21 protein-coding genes and 2 other annotated features (1 of these 23 only partly in view) are annotated in these 22,463 nt (G+C 43.5%); all 21 genes read right to left on the minus strand.

Features of this window, described 5'->3' with window-relative positions; translation table 11 throughout:
• Positions 1-1,014: 1,014 nt before the first annotated feature.
• Positions 1,015-2,202, minus strand: a complete 1,188-nt coding sequence (gene tuf / locus RL70_RS10295) for an elongation factor Tu (RefSeq protein ID WP_039043316.1) — start codon at positions 2,200-2,202, stop codon at positions 1,015-1,017.
• A gap of 120 nt (positions 2,203-2,322) precedes the next feature.
• A complete protein-coding gene (fusA, locus tag RL70_RS10300; RefSeq protein ID WP_039043317.1) occupies positions 2,323-4,401 on the minus strand; it encodes an elongation factor G in 2,079 nt (692 codons plus the stop codon).
• A gap of 51 nt (positions 4,402-4,452) precedes the next feature.
• The gene (rpsG, locus tag RL70_RS10305) at positions 4,453-4,923 is read right to left on the minus strand and encodes a 30S ribosomal protein S7 (protein WP_025782820.1); all 471 of its coding nucleotides are present in this window, start codon (positions 4,921-4,923) and stop codon (positions 4,453-4,455) included.
• 35 nt (positions 4,924-4,958) lie between these two features.
• Positions 4,959-5,378 (minus strand): 30S ribosomal protein S12, encoded by a 420-nt coding sequence (gene rpsL / locus RL70_RS10310; RefSeq protein ID WP_025782821.1) that lies wholly within the window; start codon positions 5,376-5,378, stop codon positions 4,959-4,961.
• Between the two features lie 100 nt (positions 5,379-5,478).
• Entirely contained in the window at positions 5,479-5,727 is a 249-nt protein-coding gene (locus RL70_RS10315) for a ribosomal L7Ae/L30e/S12e/Gadd45 family protein (RefSeq protein ID WP_039043318.1), read from the minus strand.
• Between the two features lie 123 nt (positions 5,728-5,850).
• The gene (gene rpoC, locus RL70_RS10320; protein WP_039043319.1) at positions 5,851-9,447 is read right to left on the minus strand and encodes a DNA-directed RNA polymerase subunit beta'; all 3,597 of its coding nucleotides are present in this window, start codon (positions 9,445-9,447) and stop codon (positions 5,851-5,853) included.
• A 100-nt stretch (positions 9,448-9,547) separates the two neighbouring features.
• Positions 9,548-13,090, minus strand: a complete 3,543-nt coding sequence (rpoB, locus tag RL70_RS10325; RefSeq protein WP_197054107.1) for a DNA-directed RNA polymerase subunit beta — start codon at positions 13,088-13,090, stop codon at positions 9,548-9,550.
• A 302-nt stretch (positions 13,091-13,392) separates the two neighbouring features.
• The gene (locus RL70_RS10330; protein WP_039043321.1) at positions 13,393-13,995 is read right to left on the minus strand and encodes a class I SAM-dependent methyltransferase; all 603 of its coding nucleotides are present in this window, start codon (positions 13,993-13,995) and stop codon (positions 13,393-13,395) included.
• Between the two features lie 97 nt (positions 13,996-14,092).
• Positions 14,093-14,455 carry a 50S ribosomal protein L7/L12 gene (rplL, locus tag RL70_RS10335; protein WP_039043322.1) on the minus strand — a complete coding sequence of 121 codons (363 nt, stop codon included), beginning with the start codon at positions 14,453-14,455 and terminating at the stop codon, positions 14,093-14,095.
• A 61-nt stretch (positions 14,456-14,516) separates the two neighbouring features.
• Positions 14,517-15,017, minus strand: a complete 501-nt coding sequence (rplJ, locus tag RL70_RS10340; protein ID WP_039043323.1) for a 50S ribosomal protein L10 — start codon at positions 15,015-15,017, stop codon at positions 14,517-14,519.
• A 35-nt stretch (positions 15,018-15,052) separates the two neighbouring features.
• Positions 15,053-15,203: a sequence feature (ribosomal protein L10 leader region), on the minus strand.
• A gap of 42 nt (positions 15,204-15,245) precedes the next feature.
• Positions 15,246-15,944 (minus strand): 50S ribosomal protein L1, encoded by a 699-nt coding sequence (gene rplA, locus RL70_RS10345; RefSeq protein WP_039043324.1) that lies wholly within the window; start codon positions 15,942-15,944, stop codon positions 15,246-15,248.
• A 119-nt stretch (positions 15,945-16,063) separates the two neighbouring features.
• Entirely contained in the window at positions 16,064-16,489 is a 426-nt protein-coding gene (gene rplK / locus RL70_RS10350; protein ID WP_025782829.1) for a 50S ribosomal protein L11, read from the minus strand.
• A 175-nt stretch (positions 16,490-16,664) separates the two neighbouring features.
• Positions 16,665-17,201, minus strand: coding sequence for a transcription termination/antitermination protein NusG (gene nusG / locus RL70_RS10355; RefSeq protein WP_025782830.1), 537 nt, complete (start codon positions 17,199-17,201; stop codon positions 16,665-16,667).
• A 109-nt stretch (positions 17,202-17,310) separates the two neighbouring features.
• Entirely contained in the window at positions 17,311-17,496 is a 186-nt protein-coding gene (secE, locus tag RL70_RS10360; protein WP_025782831.1) for a preprotein translocase subunit SecE, read from the minus strand.
• 54 nt (positions 17,497-17,550) lie between these two features.
• Complete coding sequence (gene rpmG, locus RL70_RS17570) at positions 17,551-17,700, minus strand: 50S ribosomal protein L33 (protein WP_081759986.1); 150 nt, start codon at positions 17,698-17,700, stop codon at positions 17,551-17,553.
• A gap of 96 nt (positions 17,701-17,796) precedes the next feature.
• Positions 17,797-18,447, minus strand: a complete 651-nt coding sequence (gene sigH / locus RL70_RS10365) for an RNA polymerase sporulation sigma factor SigH (protein WP_025782832.1) — start codon at positions 18,445-18,447, stop codon at positions 17,797-17,799.
• A gap of 69 nt (positions 18,448-18,516) precedes the next feature.
• Positions 18,517-19,032, minus strand: a complete 516-nt coding sequence (locus tag RL70_RS10370; protein WP_039043325.1) for an NYN domain-containing protein — start codon at positions 19,030-19,032, stop codon at positions 18,517-18,519.
• Positions 19,029-19,766, minus strand: a complete 738-nt coding sequence (gene rlmB, locus RL70_RS10375) for a 23S rRNA (guanosine(2251)-2'-O)-methyltransferase RlmB (protein ID WP_039043355.1) — start codon at positions 19,764-19,766, stop codon at positions 19,029-19,031. The genes RL70_RS10370 and rlmB overlap by 4 nt, the downstream gene beginning before the upstream one ends.
• Positions 19,767-19,776: 10 nt before the next feature.
• Positions 19,777-20,205, minus strand: a complete 429-nt coding sequence (locus tag RL70_RS10380; RefSeq protein WP_039043326.1) for a Mini-ribonuclease 3 — start codon at positions 20,203-20,205, stop codon at positions 19,777-19,779.
• Positions 20,202-21,602, minus strand: coding sequence for a cysteine--tRNA ligase (gene cysS, locus RL70_RS10385; RefSeq protein WP_039043327.1), 1,401 nt, complete (start codon positions 21,600-21,602; stop codon positions 20,202-20,204). Before cysS ends, RL70_RS10380 begins: the two co-directional genes overlap by 4 nt.
• On the minus strand, positions 21,599-22,267 hold the full coding sequence (gene cysE, locus RL70_RS10390) for a serine O-acetyltransferase (RefSeq protein WP_039043328.1): 669 nt from the start codon (positions 22,265-22,267) through the stop codon (positions 21,599-21,601). Before cysE ends, cysS begins: the two co-directional genes overlap by 4 nt.
• 44 nt (positions 22,268-22,311) lie before the next feature.
• Positions 22,312-22,463: a binding site (T-box leader), on the minus strand (it continues 74 nt past the right edge of the window).

Here is a 22,463-nt window from a genome sequence, read left to right on the forward strand (position 1 = left end):
TTTTCTAGACATTCTCCACGGAAATTTTCCCACACACATGCCATGGCAAAGCGGCCGGGTGTGTCGGTAACCTCCCGCTTCATCGCAGTCAAAGACCAACACTAAACATTATACACATAAAAAAAGAATGTCGCAATAGGTTTAGCGATATTCTTTAACAACTTTTATAGTATAGAACGAAATGGCGATAGATGCAACTAATTTGTGGAGAATATTTACGAGTAATTAGTATTTTTTTGCGGAATGATGCGTGTAGGTATGTGGAGAATCTAAAGTTTGCGCTTACACCTATCATGTTCGGCAAGTCTCTTATTTTAAAGGGACGCGAAATTCTAGCTCATTGCTATTAAAGATGGGGAATTGATTTAACTGAGGAGTTAATGTCTATTCCTTTCTACAATATATTCTTCAAAAGTGTGGTTTTAAAAATTGGGGTAGTTTCAATCTTTCAATACACTTGGCGCGATTCTGTGTGATTGAAAGCGGTGGATTTCACCGCGTAAAAAAATTTCGTGGAGATATGAGCAGTTTCACGTTTTATGAGCGCTTCCACACGTTTATGAGCAAATTGCGGGGTTAGGATGAATTCTATGGAGGAGCTAACGGACAACGCTCTCCTGCAGTAAGTGGCTTCGTAAAACGAAGCGTGTAAATTAATCGTGGTTTTGGTTAGCGGAGCGCACTTGGCGCGGCTTAGTGAATTTCTCTGCAGCTGGAGAGATCTTCCGTGAGATTAGGAACGGCTTTGTAGGTTTATGAGCAGTTTTCAGGATTTATGATCACTATTGGAGTTTTATGAGCGCTTTGCATAGTTTATGAGCACTTTTCATTGTTTATGAGCGTTTCGCCTCGTTAATGATCACTTTTCATTGTTTATGATCACACCTAGAGATTTATGAGCACTTTCTATGATGCATGCCTACTTCTCAATAGTCCAGTCCCCACATTGGTTGTTTTCCTCCTTCTCATATCCAAACAAATAAAAAACCCGCCACAAGGGCGGGTTTAAAGGTTTTACTTAACGATTGTAGCTACAACGCCAGCTCCAACTGTACGTCCACCTTCACGGATTGAGAATTTAGTACCTTCTTCAATCGCGATTGGAGAGATCAGTTCGATAGTCATTTCAACGTTATCGCCAGGCATAACCATTTCTACGCCTTCTGGAAGAGAGATGATTCCAGTTACATCAGTTGTACGGAAGTAGAACTGTGGGCGGTAGTTTGAGAAGAATGGAGTGTGACGTCCACCCTCTTCTTTTGATAGAACATAAACTTCAGATTTGAAGTTTGTGTGTGGAGTGATAGTACCTGGCTTAGCAAGTACTTGTCCACGCTCGATGTCTTCACGTGCTACACCACGAAGCAATGCTCCGATGTTGTCGCCAGCTTCAGCGTAATCAAGAAGTTTACGGAACATTTCTACACCTGTAACAGTTGTAGCTTTAGGCTCTTCAGTCAAACCAATGATGTCAACAGTATCGCCGACTTTAACTACTCCACGCTCAACGCGTCCAGTAGCAACTGTACCACGTCCTGTGATTGAGAATACATCCTCAACAGGCATCATGAATGGCTTATCAGTGTCGCGCTCTGGAGTTGGGATGTAGCTATCAACTGCGTCCATAAGCTCAACGATTTTTTCTTCCCATGCTTCTTCGCCTTCAAGTGCTTTAAGTGCTGAACCTTTGATAACAGGAATGTCATCGCCAGGGAAGTCGTATTCAGAAAGAAGATCACGAATTTCCATTTCAACAAGCTCAAGAAGCTCTTCGTCGTCTACCATGTCACATTTGTTCATGAAGACTACTAGGTAAGGTACACCAACTTGACGTGAAAGAAGGATGTGCTCACGAGTTTGTGGCATTGGGCCGTCAGCTGCAGATACAACTAGGATCCCGCCGTCCATTTGAGCAGCGCCTGTGATCATGTTTTTAACATAGTCGGCGTGACCTGGGCAGTCTACGTGTGCGTAGTGACGAGTTGCTGTTTCGTATTCAACGTGTGAAGTATTGATTGTGATACCGCGTTCTTTTTCTTCTGGTGCGTTATCAACGTCAGCGTATGAACGTGCTTCACCGCCGCCTTTTTTTGCAAGTACTGTTGCGATTGCAGCAGTCAAAGTTGTTTTACCGTGGTCAACGTGACCAATTGTACCAACGTTAGCGTGTGTTTTGGACCGATCGAATTTTTCTTTAGCCATTTTGGAGTTCCTCCTCTAAATTGAGTATGATTTTAGTTTTATAGATATGGATCGAAGGCCGCGCGACCTCCGTTCCATAGCTTACAAGGTAGTTATACTTGATTTATAGCCAAATTTCAATTATTGGCCTTTATTTTTCTTAATGACTTCTTCTGCAACTGATTTCGGCACTTCTTCGTAGTGGTCGAAAGTCATTGAGAAGACGCCGCGTCCTTGTGTGTTCGAACGGAGAGATGTCGCATAACCGAACATTTCTGCCAAAGGAACCATAGCACGAACGACTTGTGCATTACCACGTGCGTCCATTCCTTCTACGCGTCCACGACGAGAAGTGATGTCACCCATAATATCTCCCATGTATTCGTCTGGGATGATGACTTCAACTTTCATTGTTGGCTCAAGAAGTACTGGATCACATTTAGCTACTGCGTTTTTCAAAGCCATAGATGCTGCGATTTTGAAGGCCATTTCGTTTGAGTCAACATCATGGTAAGAACCGTCAAATAGACGAGCCTTAATGTCGATCAAAGGATAACCTGCAAGAACACCGTTATTAAGGGAGTCACGCACACCTGCTTCGATTGCTGGAATGTATTCACGAGGAACTACACCACCAACGATGTTGTTCTTGAATTCAAATCCTGCGCCCTCTTCGTTTGGTTCGAATTCGATCCAAACGTGTCCGAATTGTCCACGTCCACCAGACTGACGTACGAATTTACCTTCGACTTCAGCACCCTTGCGGAACGTTTCACGGTACGATACTTGAGGAGCACCAACGTTTGCTTCCACTTTGAACTCACGACGCAGACGGTCAACGATGATATCCAAGTGGAGCTCACCCATACCAGCGATAATGACTTCACCAGTTTCCTGGTCAGTGTGTGCACGGAACGTTGGATCTTCTTCTTGAAGTTTACCTAGAGCTTGTCCCATTTTGTCTTGGTCAGCCTTTGTTTTTGGCTCGATCGCAACAGAGATAACTGGCTCAGGGAATTCCATAGATTCAAGAATGATCATAGCTTTGTCGTCACAAAGCGTATCGCCAGTTCCTGTATCTTTAAGTCCAACAGCAGCAGCAATTTCTCCTGCGTGAACTTCGGAAATTTCTTCACGGTGGTTAGCGTGCATTTGTAGGATACGACCTACACGCTCACGCTTGTCTTTTGAAGAGTTCTTGATATAAGAACCCGACTGCAAGACACCTGAGTAAACACGGAAGAATGTAAGTTTACCGACGTAAGGGTCAGTCATAACTTTGAACGCAAGTGCAGAGAAAGGTGCTTCATCGCTAGCTTTACGTTCTTCTTCTTGTTCAGTTTCAGGGTTGATCCCCATCATTGGTGGTAGATCAGTTGGAGCTGGCAAGTAGTCGATGACAGCATCTAGTACAAGTTGAACTCCTTTATTTTTGAAAGCAGTACCACAAACAACTGGGTAGAATTCTACAGCCAATGTTGCTTTACGGATTGCATTTTTAAGTTCTTCGACTGAGAGTTCTTCTCCGCCAAGGTATTTTTCCATGAGTACTTCATCGAAATCTACGATAGCTTCAACCAAACGCTCGCGAGCTTTTTCTGCATCCGCACGGTATTCTTCAGGAATTTCTTTGACTTCAACGTTCATACCAGTATCATCCGGATAGAAGTTAGCTTTCATTTCGACTAGGTCGATGATTGCTTCGAAGTCATCTTCCGCACCAATTGGTAATTGGATTGGGTGAGCATTCGCTTGAAGACGGTCATGGAGTGTGCCAACCGAGTAAAGGAAGTCAGCTCCAGTTTTGTCCATCTTGTTGACAAATACGAGACGTGGAACGCCATATGTTGTCGCTTGACGCCAAACTGTTTCTGTCTGTGGTTCAACACCAGATTGTGCATCAAGAACCGTTACAGCACCATCAAGTACACGAAGTGAACGTTCAACTTCAACTGTGAAGTCTACGTGTCCTGGAGTATCGATGATGTTTACACGGTGGCCTTTCCAACTTGCTGTTGTCGCAGCCGAAGTGATTGTGATTCCACGCTCTTGCTCCTGCTCCATCCAGTCCATCTGAGACGCACCTTCGTGCGTTTCTCCGATTTTGTGGATACGACCTGTGTAATAAAGGATCCGCTCAGTCGTTGTTGTTTTACCAGCATCGATGTGAGCCATGATACCAATGTTACGAGTATTCTCTAAGGAGAACTCTCTACCCATTTTGTATTGCTCCTTCCATATAGGAATAACGAATTAATGAACGAATGGATTTTACCAGCGGTAGTGAGCGAATGCTTTGTTCGCTTCTGCCATCTTGTGCATTTCTTCACGACGCTTAACAGATGCGCCTGTGTTGTTTGATGCGTCAAGAATTTCGTTCGCAAGACGTTCTTCCATTGTCTTTTCACCGCGAGTACGTGAATAGTTCACAAGGTAACGAAGACCAAGAGTTGTACGTCGCTCTGGACGAACTTCAACTGGTACTTGATAGTTAGCTCCACCTACACGGCGTGCGCGAACTTCAAGAACTGGCATTACATTGTTAAGTGCTGCTTCAAATACTTCAATCGGATCATTTCCAGAACGTTCTTTAACAAGTTCGAACGCACCGTATAAAATTTTCTGAGAAGTACCTTTCTTACCGTCTACCATCATTTTGTTGATGAGGCGGCTGACAAGCTTCGAATTATAAATCGGATCTGGCAAAACGTCACGTTTTGCTACTGGACCTTTACGAGGCATGGTGTGTTCCTCCTTTCAAAATAGTTGCTAATTTATTATTTTTTCTCTTTTGGCTTTTTCGCACCGTAGTGTGAACGACTTTGCATACGGCCAGTTACACCAGCAGTATCAAGTGCTCCACGTACGATGTGGTAACGTACACCCGGTAAGTCTTTTACTTTACCTCCACGGATTAGAACAACACTGTGCTCTTGAAGGTTGTGACCTTCACCAGGGATATAAGCGTTAACTTCCAATGTGTTTGTCAAACGTACACGAGCATATTTACGAAGAGCCGAGTTTGGCTTCTTCGGAGTCATTGTGCCCACACGTGTGCAGACACCTCGTTTTTGTGGCGAGTTGACATTCGTCATTGACTTTTTGAAACTGTTATACGTTTTTCCAAGTGCCGGAGCTTTTGAACCGCTAGTATTCGACTGGCGAGGTTTGCGGACCAATTGGTTAATTGTAGGCATCGGTTTTTCCTCCTTCCAACTTCTTTTTAAGACCACACATCCAGGTGGTTCATTTTTTGGGTAAAAACAAAGGCTTTGCACATTTTTTGCGCAAAAACCGTTAATCAGTGATGACGACCACTGATGCAGCTACTTGAATGCCACATGCTTTTCCAAGTTCATTCCGAGAATCAACATATGATAATGGAACTCCTTGACGAGCTGCTTCTTCAATTACAGGAGTGGTTACCCGCTCTTCTGCATCTTGTGCAATGAAGACTTCATGCGCCTTATTCAGACGAATCGTTTTCACCGCTTGCTTTGTACCGATGATCAGCTTCTTTGCCTGAGTCACTTTATCATAAGACATGATGACATCCTCCAAAGTACAGACATTCAACTATCAACCTTTTGTATAGTACCATCTGTAAGAGTTCGTGTCAACAGTAAAAAGAAAAACGGGAGGAGTTATCCCCTCCCATTTTCAATTTCATTACTCTGCTGGTACTGCATCCTCTTCTACTTCGTCACGATCCATTTCAATCCCACGATAACGTTGCATACCAGTTCCTGCTGGAATGAGCTTACCGATGATAACATTCTCTTTCAAGCCGAGAAGATCATCAGTTTTACCTTTGATGGCAGCGTCCGTCAATACGCGTGTTGTTTCCTGGAACGATGCTGCAGAAAGGAATGATTCTGTTTCTAGCGATGCTTTTGTAATACCAAGGATTACAGGACGCGCTGTCGCTGGAAGTTTATGAGCTTTAAGAACTTTTCTGTTGGCATCCGCAAACTGATGGATGTCGAGTAATGAACCTGGTAGCAAGTCTGTGTCACCAGCTTCAATGACGCGAACTTTGCGCATCATTTGACGAACCATGACTTCAACGTGCTTATCCCCAATTTCAACACCCTGCATCCGGTATACTTTCTGTACTTCTTTAAGAAGGTATTCCTGAACAGTTGAAACGTCTTTAACAACGATCAATTCTTTAGGATCAATCGAACCTTCAGTCAATGCTTGACCGCGTTCGATCTCATCTCCAACATCAACTTTCAAACGACCATTGTATGGAGCAAGGTATTTACGTGTTTCCACGTCACCTTTAATTGTGATTTCTTTCTGCCCTTCACGAATCTCATCGATATCTGTAACGACACCTTTGATTTGTGAAATAACAGCTTGCCCTTTAGGATTACGTGATTCGAAGATCTCCTGGATACGCGGAAGACCTTGTGTAATATCGTCTCCTGCTACACCGCCTGTGTGGAACGTACGCATTGTAAGCTGTGTACCTGGTTCACCGATTGACTGAGCTGCAATAATTCCAACTGCCTCTCCAACTTCAACCTCTTCTCCAGTTGCCAAGTTAATGCCGTAACATTTCTTACACACACCGTGTTTAGTATTACATGTGAACGCCGAACGGATCGACATTGATGTAATGCCTGCACCGATGATTGCCTGGGAGATATCCGCTGTAATAAGCTGATCTCTTTCCACTAAGACTTCCCCTGTTTCAGGATGAAGTACTTTCTTCTTAGCATGACGACCTTCAATACGCTCATCAAGCGGTTCAATCATTTCAACACCTTCAGTGAGGGCTGAAATTTCAAGACCACGATCCGTGCCACAGTCGTCTTCACGAACAATGACATCTTGCGCCACATCAACTAGACGACGTGTAAGATATCCTGAGTCAGCAGTTTTAAGGGCTGTATCAGCAAGTCCTTTACGAGCACCGTGTGTGGAGATGAAGTATTCGAGTACTGTAAGTCCTTCACGGAACGATGACTTGATCGGCAATTCAATGATACGTCCTGCCGGGTTGGCCATCAGTCCGCGCATACCTGCGAGCTGTGTAAAGTTTGATGCGTTACCACGGGCTCCAGAGTCACTCATCATGAAGATTGGATTTGTGTTTTCCAAAGACTCCATCAGCTTGCCCTGGATGACATCTTTCGCATGGCTCCAGTAAGAAATAACACGATCGTAACGTTCTTCGTCTGTAATCAGGCCGCGACGGAACTGTTGTGTCACTTTATCTACTTTCGCTTGTGCGTCTTGCAAGATCTCATGCTTATCCGGAAGTACGACGATATCAGCGATACCAATTGTAATTCCTGCACGTGTCGAGTATTTGAATCCAAGATTCTTCATACGGTCAAGCATTTTTGAAGTTTCAGTAATGTGGAATCTACGGAAGATCTCAGCAATGATTTCACCAAGGATCGCCTTCTTGAATGGTGACACGATTTCTGCAGCTTGGACGTGTTTAGGAATATCCGTTGTGGCTGGCACAAAGTATTTAGCAGGTGTTTCAATTTGAAGATTGTTCATAGTTGGCTCATTAATATACGGGAATGATTCAGGAAGAATCTCGTTAAAGATTACTTTACCTACTGTCGTAATTAACAATTGGCTATTCTGTTCTTCTGTAAACGTAGGGTTTTTGAGAGAGCTCGCTGCAATCGCAATACGGGAGTGCAAGTGCACATGTCCATTTTGATACGCAATCAAAGCTTCGTTCATATTACTGAACGTTTTACCTTCTCCAACAACGCCTGGACGCTCAAGAGTTAAGTAATAGTTACCAAGTACCATATCCTGTGAAGGAGTTACAACCGGTTTACCATCCTTAGGGTTCAAGATGTTTTGTGCAGCTAGCATTAGAAGACGAGCTTCTGCTTGAGCTTCTGCTGAAAGAGGTACGTGTACAGCCATTTGGTCACCGTCGAAGTCAGCGTTATATGCTGTACATACGAGTGGGTGAAGCTGGATAGCGCGACCTTCAACAAGCATCGGTTCGAACGCCTGGATACCAAGACGGTGAAGCGTTGGGGCACGGTTCAAGAGAACTGGGTGCTCCTTAATTACTTCTTCCAAGACATCCCATACTTCCGAATGCAATCGCTCGATTTTACGCTTCGCGCTCTTAATGTTGTGCGCAAGACCGCGTTCAACGAGTTCTTTCATAACGAATGGTTTAAACAACTCAATCGCCATTTCTTTCGGAAGTCCACACTGATACATTTTCAAGTTAGGTCCTACGACGATAACTGAACGACCAGAGTAGTCAACACGTTTACCAAGTAAGTTTTGACGGAAACGTCCTTGCTTACCTTTCAACATGTGAGAAAGAGATTTCAATGGGCGGTTACCCGGTCCAGTTACAGGACGTCCACGACGGCCGTTGTCCACGAGAGCATCGACTGCTTCTTGAAGCATACGTTTCTCGTTTTGAACGATGATTCCTGGCGCACCAAGATCCAATAGACGCTTCAGACGGTTGTTCCGGTTAATCACTCGACGATACAGGTCATTCAGATCGGAAGTCGCAAAACGACCACCATCTAATTGAACCATCGGACGTAGTTCAGGCGGAACAACAGGAAGTACTTCAAGAACCATCCATTCAGGATGGTTTCCGGAGTTACGGAATGATTCCACAACTTCCAAACGACGGATCGCACGTGTGCGACGCTGTCCTTGAACTGTCTTAAGCTCTTCTTTCAAGCTCTCTGTTTCTTTATCTAAATCTATAGCAGATAAAAGTTGTTCAATAGCTTCAGCACCCATAAGTGCTTGGAACTTGGAGCCGTACTTTTCACGATACAACCGATACTCTTTTTCAGAGAGTAGTTGCTTGCGCTCAAGTGGCGTATCCGCTGGATCAACCACTACGTAAGAAGCAAAATAGATTACTTCTTCCAGTGCGCGTGGAGTCATATCCAGAATTAGTCCCATTCGGCTAGGGATACCTTTGAAGTACCAAATGTGTGTTACTGGTGCTGCAAGTTCGATGTGACCCATACGTTCACGGCGAACTTTCTGACGTGTGACTTCTACGCCACAACGGTCACAAACGACACCTTTATAACGAACACGCTTATACTTACCGCAATGACATTCCCAGTCCTTTGTAGGTCCGAAAATACGCTCACAGAACAACCCATCTTTTTCAGGCTTCAATGTACGATAATTGATTGTTTCAGGCTTCTTTACCTCACCATAAGACCAAGATCGGATCTTATCAGGAGAAGCTAGCCCTATTTTCATATACTCAAAATTATTAACATCTACCAAGGAGCCTACCTCCCTCTTGTCTAGTCGCTGACTTGCCGGCCCTGTTATACCATTTAAAAAAGGGGGACAGTGCCCCCATTTATTAACTTTCGCTTACGAATCAGACTGGCTGGTCTTCCTTCATAAGGTTTAACGCATCCGTTGGCTGCATATCATCGTCTTCTTCTAAGTCACGTAATTCAATTTCCTCGAAGTCTTCGGATAGCATTTTAACATCCAATCCAAGACTTTGAAGTTCTTTAATTAGAACTTTAAAGGATTCTGGTACGCCTGGTTGAGGAACGCTGTCGCCTTTTACAATTGCTTCATACGTTTTCACTCGACCTACAACGTCATCCGACTTCACTGTCAAGATTTCTTGAAGTGTATAAGCCGCACCATAAGCCTCGAGTGCCCAAACTTCCATCTCTCCGAAACGCTGTCCACCGAACTGTGCTTTACCGCCGAGTGGTTGTTGCGTAACCAATGAGTATGGTCCCGTAGAACGGGCGTGAAGTTTGTCATCAACCATGTGGGCAAGTTTGATCATGTACATGATTCCGACAGAAACACGGTTGTCGAACGCTTCACCAGAACGACCATCATAAAGAACAGTCTTTCCGTCGCGATCCATTCCCGCTTCTTCCATCGTATCCCATACATCTTGTTCGTTCGCACCATCAAATACAGGAGAAGCCATGTGAACGCCTAGCGCACGGCCAGCCATTCCAAGGTGCATCTCGAGTACCTGTCCGATGTTCATACGTGATGGTACACCTAGTGGGTTAAGCATGACATCTACTGGTGTTCCGTCAGGCATAAATGGCATATCAGATTCAGGTAGAATCCGTGAGATAACCCCTTTGTTACCATGACGTCCGGCCATCTTATCTCCAACAGAGATTTTACGTTTCTGAACGATGTAAACACGAACTAGTTGGTTTACGCCAGGTGCGAGTTCATCGCCATCTTCACGATTGAACACTTTCACATCAAGAACGATACCACCCGCTCCGTGAGGTACACGAAGTGATGTATCACGAACTTCACGCGCTTTCTCACCGAAGATTGCATGTAGAAGACGTTCTTCTGCAGTTAGTTCCGTTACACCCTTAGGCGTTACTTTACCAACCAAGATATCTCCATCATGAACTTCAGCACCAATACGGATAATTCCACGGTCATCTAAGTTGCGAAGTGCATCTTCACCGATGTTCGGAATATCACGTGTGATTTCTTCTGGTCCAAGTTTTGTATCACGAGCATCTGATTCATATTCTTCAATATGGACAGAAGTGAAGACGTCATCTTTAACAAGACGCTCACTCATGATGATTGCATCCTCGTAGTTGTAACCATCCCATGTCATGAAAGCAATAAGGATATTTTGACCAAGAGCCATTTCTCCATTTTCCATTGACGGACCGTCTGCGAGAATATCTTTCTTAGAAACCCGATCCCCAACACTGACGATTGGACGTTGGTTGTAACAAGTTCCTTGGTTTGAACGAATGAAGTTCGATAGACGGTAGACGTCAAGGTCACCCTTAACTTCTTTTCCTTCAATCGTGTTAATACGACGAACGCGGATTTCTTTCGCTTCAACGTGTTCAACGATTCCTTCGTGCTTCGATACAACGGCAGCTCCAGAGTCACGTGCTGATACGTGCTCCATTCCTGTACCTACGAAAGGTGCTTTCGGGTTCAGAAGTGGTACTGCTTGTCGTTGCATGTTCGCTCCCATAAGCGCACGGTTGGAGTCATCATTTTCCAAGAACGGAATACATGCTGTTGCCGCAGAGACAACCTGCTTTGGAGATACGTCCATGTAATCAATCTGATCACGCTTGAATACAGTGTTATCACCTTGGAAACGTCCTACTACTTCTTCATTAACAAATGAACCGTCTTCGTTCAGAAGTGCATTGGCTTGAGCAACTACATAGTTATCTTCCAAGTCAGCAGTTAGATAGTCGATACGTGATGTCACGCGTCCAGTATCCGGATCTACTTTCCGATAAGGAGTCTCAATAAATCCAAACTTATTTACTTTCGCAAATGTAGAAAGGGTATTAATAAGCCCGATATTCGGTCCCTCTGGCGTCTCGATTGGACACATACGACCGTAGTGGGAGTAGTGAACGTCACGTACTTCCATTCCAGCACGTTCACGTGTTAAACCACCGGGTCCTAGTGCAGATAGTCTACGCTTATGCGTCAGCTCTGCGAGTGGGTTTGTTTGGTCCATGAACTGGGATAACTGAGAGCTACCAAAGAACTCTTTAATAGACGCGATAACAGGTCTGATGTTAATCAGTTGTTGAGGTACAATCGATTGCGTGTCATTAATGGACATACGTTCCTTGACCACGCGTTCCATACGAGACAAACCGATACGGAATTGGTTTTGCAGAAGTTCCCCGACAGAACGGAGACGTCTGTTCCCTAGATGGTCGATGTCATCAGTTGCGCCTACTCCGTGTAGCAAGTTGAAGAAGAAGCTGATGGAAGCGATGATATCCGAAGGTGTAACATGCTTAATAGAATCGTCAATTACGCCATTAGAAATGACATTAATGATTTGTCCTTCTTCGCCTTTTGGAGCGTAGATTTTCACAGATTGAATGCGAATGTCGTCTTCTAACACGCCGCCCATCTGTTTCAAATCTTCTACTCCCACCCCTTTTTCAAAATAAGGAAGTAATTTATCCAACATACGACGATCAATTAGTTGTCCTTTTTCAATGAGAATTTCTCCTGTTTCAGGGTCCGCAAGAGTTTCTGCAATTGTTTGGTTGAACAAACGATTTTGAAGGTGTAGTTTTTTGTTCATTTTATAGCGACCGACATTTGCTAAATCATAACGTTTAGCGTCAAAGAAGCGAGAAAACAGTAAGTTTTTCGCGCTATCTAAAGTCGGTGGTTCACCCGGACGTAAACGCTCATAAATTTCAAGAAGTGCTTTCTCCGAGTTTTCCGTATTATCTTTTTCAAGAGAGTTTCGGAGGTATTCATTATCACCGATTAGATCGATAATCTCCTGATCACTTGAAAAACCAAGGGCACGTAAGAGGACAGTAATTGGCAGTTTGCGAGTGCGATCGATCCGAACATGAACAACATCTTTTGCGTCTGTTTCGTATTCAAGCCATGCTCCACGGTTAGGTATGACTGTTGCACCAAATCCGCGTTTACCATTTTTGTCTGTCTTATCGTTGAAATATACGCTAGGTGATCGGACGAGCTGAGAAACGATAACCCGCTCAGCACCATTGATAATAAAAGTACCATTCTCTGTCATTAACGGGAAATCACCCATAAAGACATCTTGCTCTTTGACATCATCAGTTTCTTTATTGTGCAAACGGACTTTCACCCGAAGTGGCGCAGCGTATGTTACGTCGCGTTCTTTTGACTCATCCACTGGATATTTAGGCTCGCCAAGCTGATAATCGACAAATTCCAATGACAGATTTCCGGTAAAGTCTTGGATAGGAGAAATATCGTGGAACATTTCCCGCAGTCCCTCTTCCAAAAACCACTCATAAGATTCCGTCTGAATTTCAATCAGATTCGGCAGATCAAGTACTTCGCTAATTCTCGCGAAACTTCTGCGCTGACGGTGTTGACCATACTGAACTAAGTGATTTGTCAACTCTTTCACCCCTCATAAGACATTAATAGAGCTAGTTTAGTCACCTGGCAATTTCGGGCCGGTTCGAAATTAGCGCCAAGTCTAACCAAACACCTCATAAAAGTCTTTTCGAAATCAAAAAAATAGTGTATGATATCGAAAAAACAAAAAGAAAACGAGTTCCGGCTAGAGCTCATTTTCGATTTACCAATCTTTTATCCAACGTCAGTATGCCTAACATTTTCATTACTTATGCAAATGCATAAAAAGGCACACGAATGCAGTATATTTATTGTTGCATTTCATAATGCTATCACAAGGCTTACACGGCGTCAATGTTTTTTTGACTTAATGATGTAATAGCCCTTGCTTTTCTCCACAATTTCTGCATTACCGAATAACTCCTCTAATCTCGCAATAGTTGAAGGAGCCCCCTGCTTTTTCTGAATAACCACCCAGAGTTCGCCACCAATAGCTAAGCGTTCACTTGCTTGATCATAAATTTTAAAAACAGTTTCTTTCCCAGCTCGAATCGGAGGATTCGTTAATATCGAAGCGAACTCTTTTGTTTCAACATCATCTAACGCATCACTGGCATAAATTTTGACGTTTTCAATATTATTTTTTTGGGAATTGGTCCGGGATAGAGCTAATGCACGTTCGTTCACGTCCACCATCTGGATCGTCCGGTCTTTTAACAATGAAGCAATAGAAATTCCTACTGGTCCGTATCCACACCCCACATCAAGAATATCCCCCTCAATGTCCGGAGCACAGAATGCATCGATGAGTAGACGTGAACCAAAGTCCACTTCCCCTTTACTAAATACGCCTGCATCAGTTACAAAAACAAAGCTAGTTCCGCGCAAATTCGTTTGCCATTGTTTCGGCTCGCTTTTCACATCGGGATTTTTCGAATAGTAATGCTCAGCCATCTGAATGCCCCCTACTGTTCACTTATTAAATCCGGGTATAAAAAAAACGAAGAAAAACCCGTCGACAAAGACGAGGTTTTTCTTCGTAGTCCACTAATTACTTAACTTCTACAGAAGCGCCTACTTCTTCAAGCTTAGCTTTAAGTTCTTCAGCTTCAGCTTTTTCTACGCCTTCTTTGATAGCTTTAGGTGCGTTATCAACAACTTCTTTCGCTTCTTTCAAGCCTAGGCCAGTGATTTCGCGAACGACTTTGATGACTTTGATTTTTTGGTCTCCAGCTGCTGCTAGAACTACGTCGAATTCAGTCTGCTCAGCAGCTGCTTCTCCAGCACCAGCGCCAGCCATAGCTACAGGAGCTGCAGCAGTTACGCCAAATTCTTCTTCGATTGCTTTTACTAGGTCGTTAAGTTCAAGAACTGTCATTTCTTTGATAGCGCCTAAGATTTGTTCGTTAGTCATTATAGTTCCTCCTAATGGGTATGTTTTGCGAGTTAGCTCGCTAATTGGTCAAGATGCGATATTACGCGCCTTGTTCTTCTTTTTGGTCTGCAACGGCTTTTGTAGCCAATGCGAAGTTGCGCATTGGAGCTTGAAGCACGCTGAGTAGCATAGAGAGAAGTCCTTCGCGTGAAGGAAGAGTCGCCAATGCTTTTACTTCTTCAACAGAAGCAAGTGCACCTTCGATGACACCAGCTTTGATTTCCAAAGCTTCGTTGTCTTTAGCGAAGTTGTTGATGATTTTTGCGGGTGCGATTACATCTTCAGTTGAAAACGCGATAGCGTTCGGTCCTGTAAGATGCTCGTTAAGTCCTTCAAGACCTGATGTTTCAGCCGCACGGCGAGCCATCGAGTTTTTGTAGACTTTGAATTCAACGCCTGCTTCACGAAGTTGCTTACGAAGTTCAGTTACTTGCGCAACGTTAAGACCACGATAGTCAACAACGACCATTGAAGCAGATGCTTTCATCTTGTCCGCGATTTCAGTTACTACTGCTTGTTTCGCTTCTAATACTTTGCTCATCTTGACACCTCCTGTTTAGTGTAGGGGCATTTATACCATATGCATAAAAAACCCTCCGATCTGACTAGCAGACGGAGGGTTGGAAAGTCGTCATCTTTTTACTGTTAAAAAGAGCGTCTTGTCCCTCGGCAGGAATATTAAGTGGATGCCCACTCCTGCTGTCTGCGGTACAAATCGTATATTGCAACAAACGTTATCCTACCAAACGATAGGGCGTATGTCAACTAATTATTTTACATTTACTGAAGAAGGGTTGATCTTTACAGCAGGTCCCATTGTAGTTGTTAAGTTAACAGACTTCATGTAAGTACCTTTTGCTGCAGCCGGTTTAGCCTTCTGGATTACTTCAAATACAGTTGAAAGGTTTTCTGCAAGTTTTTCGTTATCGAAAGAAACTTTACCGATTGGAGCGTGGATAATTCCAGCTTTGTCCGCACGATATTCAACCTTACCTGCTTTGATTTCTTGAACTGCTTTTGTAACGTCGAATGTCACTGTGCCAGTTTTCGGGTTCGGCATAAGACCTTTTGGTCCAAGTACACGTCCGATTTTACCAACTTCACCCATCATATCAGGAGTCGCTACGATTACATCGAAATCGAACCATCCTTGTTGGATTTTAGTGATGTATTCAGCATCGCCTACAAAGTCAGCGCCTGCTGCTTCAGCTTCTTTAAGCTTTTCACCTTTAGCGAAAACGAGTACACGTTGTGTTTTACCAGTTCCATTAGGCAGTACAACTGCTCCACGGATTTGCTGATCATTTTTACGCGTGTCGATTCCTAGACGGAAAGCCACTTCTACTGTTGCATCAAAGTTTGTCGTGCTTGTCTTTTTAGCGAGTTCGATCGCTTCTGTTAAGTCGTATGCCGTTGTGCGGTCAACAAGCTTTGCAGCTTCTACGAACTTCTTACCTCTTTTAGCCATCAGATATTTCCTCCTCGATTGTGGTTTTAGCGGAATAAACCTCCCACGATTAAGGGTTGCCGTGTTCTATAGAACAACCGCAACCCCCATAAAAACATACAATAGAATTAGGTTTCAGATCAGTCTTCGATCGTGATTCCCATACTGCGAGCAGTACCTTCAACCATTGCCATCGCTGCTTCAACTGATGCAGCATTCAAATCTTGCATTTTTTGTTCAGCGATTTCTTTAACTTGATCACGTTTCACGACAGCAACTTTCTTCTTGTTCGGTTCGCCTGAACCCTTTTGGATTTTAGCTGCAACCTTCAACAATACTGCTGCTGGCGGAGTTTTTGTGATGAATGTAAATGAACGATCTTCGAATACAGTGATTTCAACAGGAATAATAAGACCTGCTTGGTCAGATGTACGCGCATTGAATTCTTTACAGAATCCCATGATATTGACACCTGCCTGACCGAGCGCCGGCCCGACTGGCGGTGCTGGATTTGCTTTTCCTGCTGGAATTTGCAATTTCACAAGCTTGATTACTTTTTTAGCCACGAGACACACCTCCTTAAGTCCGTGATGTGGTATTTGGGTTGCCCCTCCCACTCAATATGTGCCTGCCGGCAAATGCCGGTAGAATTTTGTTAAGACGTTCAGACATTTCTATGTCTGACCTTTGAAATAATATCACTATTTCACAGGATTTGCAAGAGGGAACAAATTAATTTTTTTAGCTTGTTCGTTCAACTTGTTCAAAGTCGAGTTCCATATTCGTTTCGCGACCGAACATGTCTACAGATACTTTGACTTTCCCTTGGTCAAGTTCGATTTCTTCAACTTTACCTTGGAACCCAGCGAATGGTCCTTCTAATACCTCTACCATTTCACCAATTTCAAAATCGACTTCCAATTTACGATCCTTCACGCCCATTTGTTTCAAGATGAATGTCACTTCTTCAGGAAGTAATGGTGTCGGTTTTGCTCCACCACCTGATGAACCGATGAAACCTGTGACGCCTGGAGTGTTCCGCACAACATACCACGAATCATCTGTCATTATAATTTCTACAAGAACATAACCAGGGAAAGTTTTACGCATTACCGTCCGCTTTTTACCTTCTTTGAAGTCTGTTTCTTCTTCTTCTGGAACAATCACGCGGAAGATCTTATCTTGCATCCCCATTGTTTCAACGCGCTTTTCAAGATTTGCCTTCACTTTGTTTTCATACCCTGAGTACGTATGGACGACGTACCAATTTTTCTCCATTTCCATATCGATGAGGACTGCTCGTCCGTCCCTCCTTTTTTGTTCAAATGAAAAAACCCGCTCTTTCAGTTAGACGGGATATTTTCAGTATGCGATTCAAAGTACTCTATTATAACGAAACATACCATTCCATTACTCGTGACAAGCCAAGATCCACGAGACCAAAATAGACGGCCATGAAAACTACTGTACTGATAACCACGATAGTGTAGCGAGTCAGTTCTTTACGTTTCGGCCAGCTGACTTTCCGCATTTCCGTGACAACATTTTTAAAGAAACTTGTTATCTTACCCATTCTTTTACAAACCTCCGAATAGTAGATATGACGGCCTCAAGTCTAGCCAGACCCTCACGCTGTTTGTCTGTGTAACGTATGCTCGTTGCAATGACTGCAGTGTTTCTTCAGAACCAGCCGTTCAGTTGTTTTATTACTACTTGCCGGAAGTGAATAGTTTCTGGAGCCGCATTTTTCACAGCTTACTACAATTTTTTTAGACATACCTAGTGAACACCTAGTCTTTCCATAGTCTTGATAAAGAGTACCACCTAACCTATTCCCTGTCAATGCAAGGGTAGTCAGAAAATTGGCGATGCTTCACGTAACAACATCAACCTGCATGTATCTTTCGAGCTTCCGTTTAATGCGCTGTAATGCATTATCCACCGATTTGACTTGACGATTTAGTTCTTCAGAAATTTCTTGATAAGACTGACCATCCAAATAGAGACCGAGCACTTCTTTTTCAAGACTGCTCAAGACTTTGTTCATCTCCACTTCCATTTGAACAAAGTTCTCTTTGTAAATCATTAAGTCTTCAGGATCATCGTTCACTGAACCCGTCAGAACATCCATTAACGTACGATCTGATTCTTCGTCATATACAGGCTTGTCCAAAGATACAGATGAATTAAGAGGAATGTGTTTTTGCCTAGTAGCTGTTTTTATGGCCGTGATGATCTGCCGTTTAATACATAGTTCAGCAAATCCTTTGAACGAGCTAAGCCGATCTTCACGGAAGTCACGAATTGCTTTATATAACCCAATCATACCTTCTTGGATTATATCTTCCTTGTCCCCGCCCATCATGAAGTAAGAACGCGCTTTCATCCTAACAAATGATTGATATTTAGTAATGAGAAAGTCGAGTGCATCTGTGTTTCCTTCTTGAATAATCCCGATTAATTGTTCATCGGAAAAGGTACTGAAGTCTACTGTTCTAGGTGCATAAGCTGTCTTTTCCGCCATTCCCCATCACTCCGGTTTATCATACTAGTTAGTCAATTATAGCGTAAAGGATTTTTTTGCGTCAACCGCTCATCCGTTCCCCCTGCGCCATTTTTCAAAAACTTCCGCCACTTCCTGTGATAATTGTATCTTGGAAAAGGAGCGATCCTCTTGGATTTCACGCACTTTCGCTGAAATAATTTTATGAATTTCCTGCATTTCAATCTCTAATTCGCGTGCAGAAATCCTTAAAGCCCCTTGACCAAAAATGATCCATTGTTCGGTAAGATCAGAAGTCGCCACATGAAGTTGGACGGTCCGTTTAGATAATTCAGCAACTAATTTTTCGATACGTTCATCAGCAGTTTCATTCTCTCTTGTAAAAACAACTTCTACTCTGGAACGTTTCTCTTTGTTTTCAATTCCCGGCACAAGATATGCATCAAATACCAAAATTACTCGCCAACCTTTAAATGCTTGGTATTCTGCTAGTTGATCAATTAAACGGTCACGCGCCTCTGCAAGTTTGAGGCTTTTTAACTCCCGCAATTCTGGCCACGCACCGATGATGTTATAACCATCGACTAGCAGGATGTCTTTTTTCATGGGGTCGACGGGCTCGGTAACCGCTTGCGTAACACTTCGTACATAAGCAGTGAAGCCGCTACAGAAGCGTTAAGTGACGTGACATGACCACGCATTGGCAAATGGTACAGAAAATCACATTTTTCTTTCAGTAAACGAGACATTCCTTTTCCTTCACTACCAATAATGACGGCAAGTGGAAGTGTCGCATCCATTGTTCGATAATCTGCAGATCCTTTTGCATCTGTTCCAGCAATCCAGACGCCTTTCTTCTTCAACTCATCCACGGTTTGCCCTAAATTCACAACACGAACGACTGGTACATGTTCAATCGCACCTGTCGAAGCTTTCGCAACAACACCAGTGAGACCAACTGATCGTCTCTTCGGAATGATGATTCCGTGTACACCGACAGCGTCAGCGGTACGTAGAATCGATCCAAGGTTATGGGGATCTTCTAGTTCATCTAATAATAAAATGAATGGATCTTCTCCACGTTGCTCTGCGATTGAAAAAATATCATCAAGCTCAGCATACGTATATGCAGCCACAGAAGCGACGATGCCTTGATGATTCACATCCAACAACTGGTCAAGCTTCTTTTTAGGGACAGCTTGTACAACTACCCCCGCCTTTTTAGCAAGCGTTGTAATCTCTCCGATACTTTGCTTATTTAAACCTTCAGCAATCCAGATCTTATTCAACTCTCGTCCTGAACGTAATGCTTCTACAATCGGATTTTTGCCTCCGATCATTTCAGTTGTTTCAGTTTCTGACACGGTCTTCTCCTCCTTCAACAAATTCAATAGCCTTACAAATGAATTCCGCCGTTCTTTCTCTTTCTTCCAACAAATATAAATAACCGACGACCGCTTCAAATGCAGAGCTGTGATTGTACGTAAGAACATCTGTATTTTTGGGCACTGATCCTGATTTCGCGTTTCTCCCTCGTCTCATGACCGCCATCTCTTCGTCAGTTAAAAAATTCTCATCTATCATTGCACGCAAAATGGCTGCCTGCGCTTTCGCAGAAACAAATTGGGTCGCTTCCTTGTGTAGGATATTCGGTTTTACACGACCTGATCGCAGGAGATGCTCTCGCACCGCCTGCTCATAGACCGCATCTCCCATATAGGCAAGGGATAGTGCTTTTAGCTGACGAACGTCTGCTGGACGTAGACTGTAGTCACTCATGATCGTTTCCACCGAACACCTTGTGCAGTATCTTCTAACAGGATGCCCTGATCTTTCAATTCATCACGGATTGCATCTGCACGAGCGAAGTCACGATTTTCGCGCGCTTCTAAACGTTCCTCAATCAACTGATCGATCGCTTCATCATGCAATTCATCTTTCTCCTTGAACGGCAACCCAAGAACACCCATCAACTGATTGAATGTATTCAAAAATGCTTCCAGCACTACTTTTTCGGTATTCTTTTCGAGTAGATATACGTTCGCTAAGCTCGCAAGTTCAAAAACCACTGCAACACCATTAGCCGTATTGAAGTCGTCGTCCATCGCTTCTTCAAAAGCAGCCTGCTGCTCTTGGATTTTATGGAGCCAAATGTCATGCTGGTCCCCATTATCCGCAGATACGTCTAAACGGTGTTCAACATTTTGATAGGCAGTTCGTATACGATCCAATCCATTCGATGCACTCTCTACTAAATCCTGAGAGAAGTTAACTGGAGAACGGTAGTGAACGGAAAGCATGAAGAATCGCAGCACTTGCGGGTCAATCTGTTGAATGATGTCGTGAACTGTTACAAAATTCCCAAGTGATTTAGACATTTTTTCATTATCAATATTTATATAGCCGTTGTGCATCCAATAGCGTGCAAACGTTTTGCCTGTCAGTGCTTCTGATTGGGCGATTTCGTTTTCGTGATGAGGGAACGTCAAGTCTTGCCCACCAGCGTGAATATCAATCGTATCACCGAGAAGCTGTCTTGCCATTACCGAACACTCGATATGCCAGCCTGGACGGCCTTCTCCCCAAGGGCTGCTCCATGAAATCTCACCAGGTTTTGCGGATTTCCATAAGACAAAGTCAAGAGCATCCTGTTTGCGTTCACTCGCTTGAATACGAGCACCGACTTTTAATTCGTCAATCGACTGATGCGATAACTTTCCATATCCATCAAACTTTCGAGTACGGAAATAGACGTCTCCTTCTGACTCATACGCATATTCTTTTTCGATTAATAACGAAATGAAGTCAATTACATCTTGGATGTGATCGGTTACTCGGGGGTGCATATCCGCTTTCTTACAACCCAGTGCGCCCACATCTTCAAAATACGCTTGGATAAATCGTTCAGTTAACTCCGGTACTTCTTCACCAAGCTCATTTGCCGCTTTAATAATTTTGTCGTCCACATCTGTAAAATTAGAGACGAACTTCACGTTATAACCTCGATATTCCAAATACCTGCGGACCGTATCAAAGGCGATGACCGGACGGGCATTCCCGATATGAATGTAGTTGTAGACAGTCGGACCACACACGTACATTTTCACTTCTCCTTCAGTGATTGGAACAAACGGTTCTTTCTTACGTGTCAACGTATTGTATAGTTGGATTGTCATCGGTCCTCATCCTTTTCATCACGAATTTGTTTTTCTATTTTCAATTCAATTAGTTGCTGTTCTAATTGCGAAATCCTGTCTTCCATGGAGGAACACAATTCAGAGACAGGGTCAGGCAAATTATGATTCAGTCGATCTTTTACACGGACGCCGTTGGAAATTACAACTTTCCCTGGAATCCCAACAACTGTCGATTCTGCTGGCACATCTTTTAACACGACAGAACCGGCTCCAACTTTACTGTTTTCACCAATAATAATATTTCCAAGCACTTTAGCACCCGTAGCGACTAGAACTTTGTCATGGAGAGTCGGGTGTCTTTTCCCTTTTTCCTTACCTGTTCCACCTAACGTGACACCTTGATAGATAGTGACATCATCGCCTATTTCACATGTTTCACCAATCACAATGCCCATACCATGGTCGATGAATAATCTTTTCCCGATCTTAGCCCCAGGGTGGATTTCAATCCCCGTAAAGAAGCGGCTCATTTGGGAAAGCACCCTGGCTGCGAAGTGCATATTCCTTTTAAACAGAGCATGTGCGATACGATGTGACCATATGGCATGTAATCCTGAGTAGGTCAGCACGACCTCGATCGTACTCCGAGCAGCGGGGTCTTGATCAAAGATGCAACGAATGTCTTCTTTCATTCTGGAAAACATATCGGTCCCCCTTTTCTGTAAAAAAAAATACGCCCCTGTCTAATGACAGAGACGCAGATATTGCGTGGTTCCACTCTTTTTTTGAAAAGGAACAGGTAACTTCCTTTTCACTCGACGTCTGTAACGCAGACGATACGTCCGGCTTACTGAATTTCAGCCTGGCGCTCAAAGGTGCATTTCTGTAAAACGGATGACC

Source organism: Sporosarcina sp. ZBG7A (assembly GCF_000813425.1).
Lineage (GTDB): Bacteria > Bacillota > Bacilli > Bacillales_A > Planococcaceae > Sporosarcina.

Excerpts from the sequence above, each read along its gene's own strand:
- rpmG (WP_081759986.1), bottom strand. The coding sequence starts at position 17,700 with ATGTCTAAAAAAATTGTAGTAAGCTGTGAAAAATGCGGCTCCAGAAAC.
- RL70_RS10315 (WP_039043318.1), bottom strand. The coding sequence starts at position 5,727 with ATGTCTTATGATAAAGTGACTCAGGCAAAGAAGCTGATCATCGGTACA.
- rpsL (WP_025782821.1), bottom strand. The coding sequence starts at position 5,378 with ATGCCTACAATTAACCAATTGGTCCGCAAACCTCGCCAGTCGAATACT.
- rplA (WP_039043324.1), bottom strand. The coding sequence starts at position 15,944 with ATGGCTAAAAGAGGTAAGAAGTTCGTAGAAGCTGCAAAGCTTGTTGAC.
- RL70_RS10380 (WP_039043326.1), bottom strand. The coding sequence starts at position 20,205 with ATGAGTGACTACAGTCTACGTCCAGCAGACGTTCGTCAGCTAAAAGCA.
- tuf (WP_039043316.1), bottom strand. The coding sequence starts at position 2,202 with ATGGCTAAAGAAAAATTCGATCGGTCCAAAACACACGCTAACGTTGGT.
- rplL (WP_039043322.1), bottom strand. The coding sequence starts at position 14,455 with ATGACTAACGAACAAATCTTAGGCGCTATCAAAGAAATGACAGTTCTT.
- sigH (WP_025782832.1), bottom strand. The coding sequence starts at position 18,447 with ATGGCGGAAAAGACAGCTTATGCACCTAGAACAGTAGACTTCAGTACC.
- cysS (WP_039043327.1), bottom strand. The coding sequence starts at position 21,602 with ATGACAATCCAACTATACAATACGTTGACACGTAAGAAAGAACCGTTT.
- rplJ (WP_039043323.1), bottom strand. The coding sequence starts at position 15,017 with ATGAGCAAAGTATTAGAAGCGAAACAAGCAGTAGTAACTGAAATCGCG.
- rlmB (WP_039043355.1), bottom strand. The coding sequence starts at position 19,766 with ATGATCGGAGGCAAAAATCCGATTGTAGAAGCATTACGTTCAGGACGA.
- RL70_RS10330 (WP_039043321.1), bottom strand. The coding sequence starts at position 13,995 with ATGGCTGAGCATTACTATTCGAAAAATCCCGATGTGAAAAGCGAGCCG.
- RL70_RS10370 (WP_039043325.1), bottom strand. The coding sequence starts at position 19,032 with ATGAAAAAAGACATCCTGCTAGTCGATGGTTATAACATCATCGGTGCG.
- fusA (WP_039043317.1), bottom strand. The coding sequence starts at position 4,401 with ATGGGTAGAGAGTTCTCCTTAGAGAATACTCGTAACATTGGTATCATG.
- cysE (WP_039043328.1), bottom strand. The coding sequence starts at position 22,267 with ATGTTTTCCAGAATGAAAGAAGACATTCGTTGCATCTTTGATCAAGAC.
- nusG (WP_025782830.1), bottom strand. The coding sequence starts at position 17,201 with ATGGAGAAAAATTGGTACGTCGTCCATACGTACTCAGGGTATGAAAAC.
- secE (WP_025782831.1), bottom strand. The coding sequence starts at position 17,496 with ATGGGTAAGATAACAAGTTTCTTTAAAAATGTTGTCACGGAAATGCGG.
- rpsG (WP_025782820.1), bottom strand. The coding sequence starts at position 4,923 with ATGCCTCGTAAAGGTCCAGTAGCAAAACGTGACGTTTTGCCAGATCCG.